5 protein-coding genes are annotated in these 7,515 nt (G+C 47.5%); all 5 read right to left on the reverse strand.

The window, feature by feature from the left end; translation table 11 throughout:
• Positions 1–370 (reverse strand): hypothetical protein (locus ACY692_RS13375; RefSeq protein ID WP_462325877.1); only part of this gene is annotated, 370 nt, incomplete at its 3' end.
• Positions 371–378: 8 nt separating this feature from the next.
• Entirely contained in the window at positions 379–1,389 is a 1,011-nt protein-coding gene (gene cas7g / locus ACY692_RS13380) for a type I-G CRISPR-associated RAMP protein Csb1/Cas7g (protein ID WP_462325878.1), read from the reverse strand.
• A gap of 172 nt (positions 1,390–1,561) precedes the next feature.
• Positions 1,562–3,748: a type I-G CRISPR-associated protein Cas8g1/Csx17 gene (cas8g1, locus tag ACY692_RS13385; RefSeq protein WP_462325879.1), complete on the reverse strand. Its 2,187-nt coding sequence runs from the start codon at positions 3,746–3,748 to the stop codon at positions 1,562–1,564.
• Complete coding sequence (cas3g, locus tag ACY692_RS13390; protein WP_462325880.1) at positions 3,745–6,438, reverse strand: type I-G CRISPR-associated helicase/endonuclease Cas3g; 2,694 nt, start codon at positions 6,436–6,438, stop codon at positions 3,745–3,747. The genes cas8g1 and cas3g overlap by 4 nt, the downstream gene beginning before the upstream one ends.
• Positions 6,431–7,429: a helix-turn-helix transcriptional regulator gene (locus ACY692_RS13395; RefSeq protein WP_462325881.1), complete on the reverse strand. Its 999-nt coding sequence runs from the start codon at positions 7,427–7,429 to the stop codon at positions 6,431–6,433. Before ACY692_RS13395 ends, cas3g begins: the two co-directional genes overlap by 8 nt.
• Positions 7,430–7,515: the final 86 nt, after the last annotated feature.

A 7,515-nucleotide genomic window follows, 5' to 3' on the forward strand; every position in this document is an offset into this window, starting at 1 on the left:
GAAGTTCTGACTGGTTATCGTCCAGATTCGTATCCGGATAGACTACGACAAGAGGGTTAGCATCAGTAACTCGAAGAAATGCGTCAAATGTTAACGAAGGGTTTTTGTCTGTTGGCATATAATGTCGAGTATGACCTGGAACAACACTTGGTAATTTGTACCAAGGACAATCATTTATGAGTACTTCAAACAGTTCTCTATACTCCACTGGAAGAAAAATCCAATGAAGTTTAGAAAACCCCACAGCAAGAAATGCTCGAAAGATACGCCACGGGCAGGGAGGCCATTCCACCAAACCCTCATTGACGTGGTTTCCCCACGGAGTAGCATGGTAGCTGTGACCGGGAAAAGTGAATGCGATGGTAAGCATGCTCGGCCTCACTTAGTGTAGTTGACTGTGGTCACATCCATGCTTTTCTTGCAGGAAGAAATGGCGGATTCGAGAGACTCAGTGATCGCGGAGAGAGTGGGTAGTTTGAAACCTGCTGGACGACATGCACTAATCGATGCACTATCGATCTCTAGATCACATGCGGTACGAAGACGAAGACTACCGTCAATCAATGCGCGAATTTTATACAATGCCAATAAAGTCAACATAGTTTCCACATCTGTTCCAAGTCCGTATCCTTGTATTTGCGACAAATCAATGCTAAAGTAAGCTTTAATTACATCTGCGGTGTATTCTTCTCGAGGAAAAGGAATATTACCATAATTTTCCGATGAAGTTCGTTCTTTACTATCATCTCCTGGTTCAATATGGTCAAACTTGACACCGCCAGATGCTGCGACATTTACATTTTCAGCTTCAATAAAAGCAGATAAAGATCGAGGAATACGAAGCCTTCCTCCAATACTTTCTAAAAAAATACCGTGGAGCAAACAATTAACATCGTATTTAAGTATTGTCTTGTAAAATAGTTTTTTATTCACTGGTTTATCTTGAAAATATTCGATTTCATTTGCAAGCTTTTCCTTAAATGATGTATCATCTTCATTTTTTGACTTTTCAATATAGACACTATTTAATCTATGCGCTTCTAAAATTGAATCTGTTAAAAATTTTTTATCACTCTCAACTATAACATGACTTAGATTTTTAAATTGATCCATTGGACGTTTTTCTACTTCGTTCCAAATGGTCATTTCCATTCTGTTGGCCATGCTTTGGGCACTCTCGACCAACAAGCACGAAATATTCCCAGATTGGTATGTAGCAGCGCCAAGATCGGGAAAGCCTGTGGGTTGAAAACGCGAACCTTGAACCGGGTTTAGCTTAACTGTGAACAACACACGGTTTTCATCGGCCAAGTCATTCAGAATAGAGGACATATCAGGCGCTCCTTGGATAAAAGTTGGGTTGATATCATGTAATTGGTCGCATTTCATCAAAGAATCTTCCGCAGGGGCAGGCCCTCCCAGCCTGCCCTGTCGTTCGGCAAACAATATTCAAATTACAGAAATCCGGGAAGGAAAAAGGGCCTGCCCCTACGGAAATGGCGCTATTCCCTGAATTTATGTCATAACAGACAACGGGGTAAATAGTTACGTTATCGTTTGATCAGTCCTTTTGTTTCAAAAACTCTCCAGACGACTCAATGGTCGGCTTTGTCAGCGACATAGCGAACATCTTTGCCTGCTGGGGAGTAATGGGAAAAGCCAATGCAGCAGCTAACCTACGGGATTGCCTGGGGGTTCCCAAAGCCGTGATAATATGGGGCCGCAAACCACTTGCCCGAAGACGTCTGAGGGCTATAGCCACGGCCTGAGTCAGGTCACCTGCTTCCAAACGAGCAAAAATGCTTGGATCGGTTCGCACCGTGATCCCGCATTTCCCAAGTGGAATCGGCCAGGGAAGATGACAAAGTTTGAGAAGACCAAATATCGAAAGCTCCCCCGCAGCCACGACATTGGAATCAATGAATCTCCATCTCGGGATGAATTGTTTCCGAACAGCCATAAGCGGACGGATCAGATTCTTAATCAAATTATCGTCGGTTTCATGCTCAAAAAACGCCTGAAGATCCTCCAGTCGAACCCCTATATCTCCCAATGGCCCAAGAGGAAACGGCTCTGATTTTTTTTTGAACAAAAGTCGGCGCTGTACGACTGCTTTAGCGGTTTTTTCAAAATCAGTCTTGGCCACCAATTCATTTTTCCACGCGCGGGAATCGGATAACGGAGCGAATTTGCGCAATGTTTTGTCAAGAGGAACAAGATGGTGGCGGATGATACTGGACCAATCTGGGTTACTCTGCTCATTCGTCGTGCCCTGAGATGCAAAAGCCAATGCAAGACGGAGTTCCGGTTCACCAGTGTCCGCAGCTTGAATCCATTGAGGAGATATGGGCGGCAACGGACAAATACGCTTTGGAGGATCGGTTGCAGTTTTGGGTGTTTTCACCAAGGCAGTTTCCGCTTCGCCCAAGGCGTTCAGGAGGCGAAGCCACCGGCGTTTATCGGTTCCGTTACGGCAGCAATTCATTATTCCCTCGTCGCAATTATGAATCGCACGACAAAGTCTAGATGGGACATTTTTGCTTTTGCAAATTCCCCGTAGATTATCGACCCAAAACGTAATTTCATCTAACAAATTTTGGTTGGGGTGAAGCTGTACTCTCCATTTTCCCAGCTCACAGGCAATATTAAATTTGTGATTTCCTACACGAGACAAATATCCGAATCGAATAAAATCAGAAATTCCGCGAGAAAAACCTAGTCGTCCGATTGATCTTGCAAAATCAGTAGGATTTGCTGCTTCTTTTTTTCCAATTTGTGCTCTTGCTTCACGATAAAGGTCTACTAAGGATAAATATTTTGTTGGATTATTCCATAAAGGAAACCATTGTTCTCCTCTAGGTTCTCCTTCTTGTTGTTTTTTTCTAGGTTGAATATCTTTTTCACACCCAGAAGTAACTGCAACTCCATTATGCGAAACACAAAATGGAGAAACCAGTACAGACTTTCCATTATTACTTGAAATTTTATAACTAGATGGACAAGATATTATTGTTCCCTCAAATGAAAGAACAAAATCCCATGCATTTAACAGGGATAATCCCGGAGCATGTGACATCATAGAACAATTTGTATTATTAAAAGCACGCTTTTCACCACCAAAGATTGACGTGTTCAAATCATACTTTGATGTCAATGACGGGACATTATCTTCTGATGTAACATCAAATATTTTTATTAAATTTTGCATAAAATTACTTGAAAAATCCATACTTCCTTCATTACCTCCACTACCTAAGATAGAAGGAAACAACATCTTTCTACTTTTCGAAATCACAACAGCTGTATTAACCCAAGAAAGAAAATCATTATTGATTTTATTTTTTATCGTGATAATTAATTTTGATTTTTCATTTTCATTACTTGGTTTTTTTTTATATACTAACTCTTTTATAGCCTTTATCAAATTTCTATAATTTTCAAATCGTGAAGCCTGTGTATTTTCAATTACACCAAGAGCTTCTTTCGCCGCTTTCCCCCCTTTTTCGTAATATCCAGAACGTCCATTCCAAGGCGATGTTATTGGTGTTGGGCAATACTCATAAAGAAAAAAATTCATTAATTCTTCACTGCTAAGCGCAGTAGCTATATTGAAAACATCATTCTCCCACCACCCCCGAACATTCTCGTCCTTCTGCTCGGACACCAGTCGCAAAATACCCAGTGCTTTCAGATAGTGGGCCAGGGGTGTCGGGGTGCATCCTTTCAATGTGTGGATATGCAATGTCATGACATATCTCCTTCGAGCCTGCTGTCCGGTTCGTTGATCTGTGAGGCCCGAATATCCGCAGCCCGTACAAGGGTCTCGAAATAGGCGAGCTGGAAAGGCCCGTATTCCTGCAGCAGCCCGTGAACTCTCTCCGTCCAGCTCGGGCCATAACGAGCGGAAAGTCCAAGTGATGCGGGATCGAGGTGCAGGGTCAGCTGAGGCATTGGCATCAGATTATGATCATTGTCCTCCAGGGTGCATGCAGGCAGGATATCTTCCTCTCTCACTCCGCGAATGGGTTGGCCGATTCCGGACAATCGCGTATCGAACACGGGAAACTCCTGATCATGGGGGCTGGACTGGATGGTGCCTCGAATCTTCCCATGATGGGAACATACAAGATAGACAAGGAGATTGAACTCCTGCTGACTCAGTCTTGCGATGAAAGAGAGACGTTGTTTATACTCCTCGGGAAGTTCCGAGTGTTCCAATTCCTCCAAAATACCAAGCTCCACATATTCCTTGTAGGGTCCGAGCAAAGCTGGATGATCAGGATCGATCCCCCGCATCAGTTCAAAACAGGCCAGCGCGGACACCAACTCGTGCCGAAATCCCCTGCGACGCCCATGCTCTTTGGATCGGGAGAAAAATTCTCGAGGAGCCACCCAGGAAGGGGCCTTGGCCAGCCCCAGCGCCGCCCATGCTTCCGGAACCTCTTGCATACATGACAAAAACACAGGATGCGCCTTGCCCCAATCGTGAAGCCATGCTGCGAGGTCGAACACCGGTCTGATGCGCGCCAGATCACAACCAAGAGTTTCGATGACTGCTTCAAGTTCTTCGGCAACCTCCCTGCCGTGGGTGGCAATGGTCCGCCAATAATCCTTGCGGCTATCACCCTCATCGTCCTGAGAAATATCCGCGCTTGTGCCCTGGATGACAGGAACGACGGGAACGGGGTCATCCTTTGCTGAAGATTTTCCGCCGGTCCATCCTCTTTGCAGACTGTAACCACCGGTTTTCGACTCCACACAAATAGTCAGGCCCGGAGAGATGTCGTCCAACCGCAGGGGAATCCACTGCCCCTCCAAGTAATCCCATCTCCAAGCCCTATTTGCGGGTATCTCCTTGAGCCAATCTCTCATCATATGGACCGGTACAGGACAGAGACTGTTCTTTGTCGGCTGAATACCGGCTGGCGGAGGAACATTTTCGGTAAGGTCATCTATCCAGAAGACGGATAGATCTCGCTCGTCTCCCGCACGGATAAATCGGCTGATATCGAGATCGGCACCGGTCAAATCGGGACTGGTATCAAACAATTCGTCCGCTTCCCGCTGAGTGAGAAGATGGATGTACTCATAGGGAAAAAGCCGGGAAAGGAGGTGAGGGGCTTCCTGTTCGAGGCCTTCCTCAAGACTGGTCAGGGTCTCTATATCGGCTTTGCCTTCAAGCATTTCCAGGGCTTCTCTGGCTGCGACCAGCTCTCCGGGCTGATAAGGAAGAACTTTGTCGCCCAGCTCCCGATCAATGACCAGGATACGGCCTTGTCCACCATAGCGCGCACATCGACCGAAACGCTGTACCAGACAGGCCCATGGAGCGAGTTCCGTGACAAGGCTGGTTGCGGATATGTCCACACCCGCCTCCACAACCTGGGTTGCAATAATAATCCGATCGGCATTTTCAGAACAATGCCGTCTGGCCAGGAACCTTTTCGGCCATTGCTCGCGTTCACTCCCCCGAAATCGGCTATGAACGAGTTCGATTTCCGTTGTTGATTTCTCTTTATCAAGGAGAATGGAGAGCCTTTTGTAAATTTCGTTTGCAGCATCAACCGTGTTGAAGACGGCCAGGGTGATTTTCCCGAAACGGTCACCAACGGATTCCTTGTGCACGTTGAAAATCGTATCGGCCAAGCTCCCTTCTTTCCCCTTGGGAGATGGAATCGATCTGATTTCCAAGGATTTATTGATTCTCCACAACACCTCGTTCCGGTCATCGGCCGGGATGGTAAAGATATTTTTATCGAGTTCTTCCAATTGCTCATGAAAATCGACACTCTCAAGCCAGTCGGGCCGCAATGTCGCACTCATCCACCATGTCCGGCAGCCCGGCACCAAGGATTCGCACTGTTCATGGATGTTTCGAAATGCCTGAAGCTGGGCTGAGGTTATCAGTCCCACATCCATGAGCTGGACTTCATCCAGAACCCACAGGCAGTCGTTGTTCAATAAGGCGTACTCCATGGGCCAGCGTGCCCTGGCCGCTCCGAACCCACGGTTTAGCGCCCGGGAAAGAAGCATATCCTGGGTGCCCACGAGGATGGAGGTTTCTTCAGGATACAATCGCCAATCCGTTGCATCCTCCCCGCCCATGAGGATATGGACACCGATTTTCCTTGAATGGTCACTCTTTCCGTCCCAAAGCAGACCAAGTCCCTGAAGGATCTTCCGCATTTCCTGAACAGTTTGTTCCACAAGAGTACGCATGGGAAGCATCCATACCAGCCGACGCGGCCAGGTTCCGTCCCCCCGTTCGATACGATTGAACATCCATGCGGCCAGAACTCCATGCGTCTTGCCGAAAGCCGTGGGAATCCGAATCAATCGGTTGCAGCAGGCTGCATCACAGGCGAGTTCTGCCTGCCATCTGTGCGGGGTATGGCCTGTTGTTACTTTGAACCATTCGGAAAACGATGTATCATGCATGAGAGTCATCTCCCTGTTGGGTTGATCGATCTGTATGTCGTTCAAACATCCTGCAGGCGGCCTCCCTGGCCTCATCCCTGAGCCATCCGGGTTCGAGGATCTCAAATTCACCAGCCCAGGCTGCCGCCCACCAGAGCACTTCCCGGGGTTGAGTCACGCATACTTCGTACGTCGTGGAGCCATCGGGATGACTGATGAATTGTTGGGTCGGATGCCGGTATTCCTCGCGGATGTAGGGTGCAGCCCTGGGCGAGAACCGAATGCTGACCCGCTGTGGCGTGCCCGATGCGAAAATCCCGAACGACTTCTTGTGCCTGGCGTTGAAATCATAGCCTTTGCATTGCGAAAATCTCAAATCCGTTAGAATCACCGAGGTGATCCTGCACGCCTTGAAGCACCGGATCTGTTTCCGCTCGATGCATTTGGCATCCAGATAAAGCCCCCCATTGTATGTGTAGAGCTGATAGGGATGGATGGTATATGTTTCGGCAGGACTGCCCGGTTTTGAATACTCGATGATGATCCGCTCGCGCCTGGCAAGACTTTTTCGAAGCCGGTCGAGAATGTGGGATGGGCATCCGTATATAGGGGGGATGACCTCGGTTTCCATGAGGTTTTTGCAGATTTCCCGAATTTCCTGACCTGAACTTGCCAGCAATTGTCGAGCTGCCTTTTTGGCCGACAAGGACAGGTAGGACTCCTGTGCCTGACCGATCCGGCCGAGAAAAAGGAACAGGGAAAGGCATTGATCAAGTGGAAGCGATGCCAGTGGAATGCCTGTATCCTGATCAATGGCATACCGTTTCGTTTTTGCATCGTAATGAAAAACAAAGCCCATTTTTTCAAGAATCTGCTTGTCACGAGTAAATTGTGATTTTCCGACGCCGAGCTTCTCCCAAAGCCTTCGGCCTGTTTGCTCGGGATAATTTTTGACCCCTTGATAGATCACCACTAGGCGATTGATCTGCTTGACGCGAGTAGACATACTCATAGGTATTTCCGAAATTTGTTTTTTTGGCCAGGCCTCATTGCGGGGCACTCCCCTCCTGTAGGGAGCATCGGGGACACCTGGATGGA

Source organism: Desulfoplanes sp., from assembly GCF_054921335.1.

Coding starts and splice junctions, on each gene's coding strand:
- cas7g (WP_462325878.1), bottom strand. CDS start 1,389: ATGAAATGCGACCAATTACATGATATCAACCCAACTTTTATCCAAGGA.
- cas8g1 (WP_462325879.1), bottom strand. CDS start 3,748: ATGACATTGCATATCCACACATTGAAAGGATGCACCCCGACACCCCTG.
- cas3g (WP_462325880.1), bottom strand. CDS start 6,438: ATGCATGATACATCGTTTTCCGAATGGTTCAAAGTAACAACAGGCCAT.
- ACY692_RS13395 (WP_462325881.1), bottom strand. CDS start 7,429: ATGAGTATGTCTACTCGCGTCAAGCAGATCAATCGCCTAGTGGTGATC.